This window comes from Aquisphaera insulae (assembly GCF_011064615.1).
Classification (GTDB): domain Bacteria; phylum Planctomycetota; class Planctomycetia; order Isosphaerales; family Isosphaeraceae; genus Aquisphaera; species Aquisphaera insulae.
Genome location: NZ_JAALJH010000210.1, coordinates 1 through 1,686 on the forward strand (window position 1 = coordinate 1; position 1,686 = coordinate 1,686).

General features: G+C 69.4%; 2 protein-coding genes. Both read left to right on the plus strand.

Annotation, left to right across the window (positions count from 1 at the left end; translation table 11 throughout):
- Positions 1-99: 99 nt before the first annotated feature.
- Positions 100-486, plus strand: a complete 387-nt coding sequence (locus G6O54_RS36770; protein WP_165236057.1) for a hypothetical protein — start codon at positions 100-102, stop codon at positions 484-486.
- Positions 487-499: 13 nt separating this feature from the next.
- The coding region (locus tag G6O54_RS36775) for a LysR family transcriptional regulator (RefSeq protein WP_165236060.1) at positions 500-1,686 on the plus strand (1,187 nt) is incomplete at its 3' end.

Here is a 1,686-nt window from a genome sequence, read left to right on the forward strand (position 1 = left end):
GGGTGCAAGACGCGGTTCGCGCGCCTCTCGATCGATGGTAGGATGTCAAGGTTGATTTCCCAGATTGTCTATCACCCGAAGTCCAAGGAGGGACCTGCGATGCCTTTCCGTAAGTCATCCTCGATGGGTACGGCCGAGATCGAGAAGCTGGCCGAATCGTGGGGGAAAGTCGTGGCGAGGCGCGTCCACGAGGAAGTCGGCCCCGACTTGGATCTCGACGCCGATGACATCGAGCAGATGGGCATCGCCGCGGCCTGTGTCGTCGCCCGAGGGACGATCACCGACCTACTCGAGCGGAAAGTCTCGCTGCTGGGGCCCGAGCAACCTTGCCCGGCGTGCGGCCGAGCCTGTGCCGTCGGTCGAAGACCACGGACCATTACCTTCTGGGGCGGCGAGGTCACCTACGCCGAGCCCATCTGCCACTGCCCGGCCTGCCGCCGGGATTTTTTCCCCCCAGCGTCCGTCGCTACGGCTGACATCCCATGACTACAGCCCCTCGGTGATCCGCAAGTTCGTCCACTCCGCCGCCCGCTCGCACTCCTTCGACGAGGCCGCCGAAGCGGTCGCCGATCTGGCCGAGGTGGAGATCAGCGGCCGGCAGCTCGGCCGCATCGCCCACGAGACCGGCGCCCAGCTGCGAGCCCGCCGCGATGAGCGGGTGGAGCGCTTCCGGGCCGGCACGTCCCGGCCGCAGGTCGCGACCCGACCGGCCCTGGCGGTCGTCGAGGTCGACGGCGGCCGTCTCCTGATCCGCGGCGAGGGCGAGGGGCCAGGCGCCCATGACGCGGCCTGGCGCGAGGACAAGATCGCGATCCTGGCGACGATGTCCCGCTCCACTTCCGCGAGCGACCCCGAGCCGGAGCTGCCGCCCTGTTTCCGCGACCGGGCCTTCGTCGAGAAGGTCATCGGCGGCATCGGCGGGACCGGACCGATGGGCCCGCCGACCCCCGACGCCTCGGTGCCCCCGCCGCCGCCCCCGGCGGGCCCGCCCCAGCCGCGGACGAGGCCGGAATTGATGGTGCGCACTTACGTGGCCACGACCGCCCCCGTCGATCGCTTCGGGCCGATGGTCGCCGCCGAGGCCCATCGCCGGAACTTCGCCGAGGCGGCCGCCGGGGCGTTCCTGGGGGATGGCTCGGCCTGGGTCTGGGGCCTGCACCGCCGCCATCTCCCGAGCTTCGTGGCGATCGTCGACTTCCTCCACGCGCTGTCGCATCTGTTCACGGCGGCCCGCGCGATGGCGGCGGACACCGAAGGCCGCTGGGAGTTGTTCCTGGCCTGGGAGGAAGCCTGCTGGAAGGGCCGCGTGGATCAGGTGATCGCGGAGCTGTCCGCCTGGCGCGACATCCAGTCCGGCCTGATCGCCGGAGGCCTCGACGAGCTACCCGTCGAAGACCCGCGACGGGTCGTCGCGCGGGTGGCGAACTACCTGGAGGACAATCGCGAGCGGATGGACTACCCGCGCTATCGGTGCGAGGGCTTGCCATGGACGACCAGTCACATCGAATCCACGGTGAAGATCTTCAACCGCCGCGTCAAAGGGACGGAGAAGTCCTGGAACGATGCCGGGGGCGAGACGATCCTCGAGCTCCGCGCCGCCTTCCTCTCCGAGGATGGCCGCCTCGACCGTCACATGAAGGAGCAGCCCTCCAGCCCGTATCGTAACTACAAGACCAGGAGGACTAG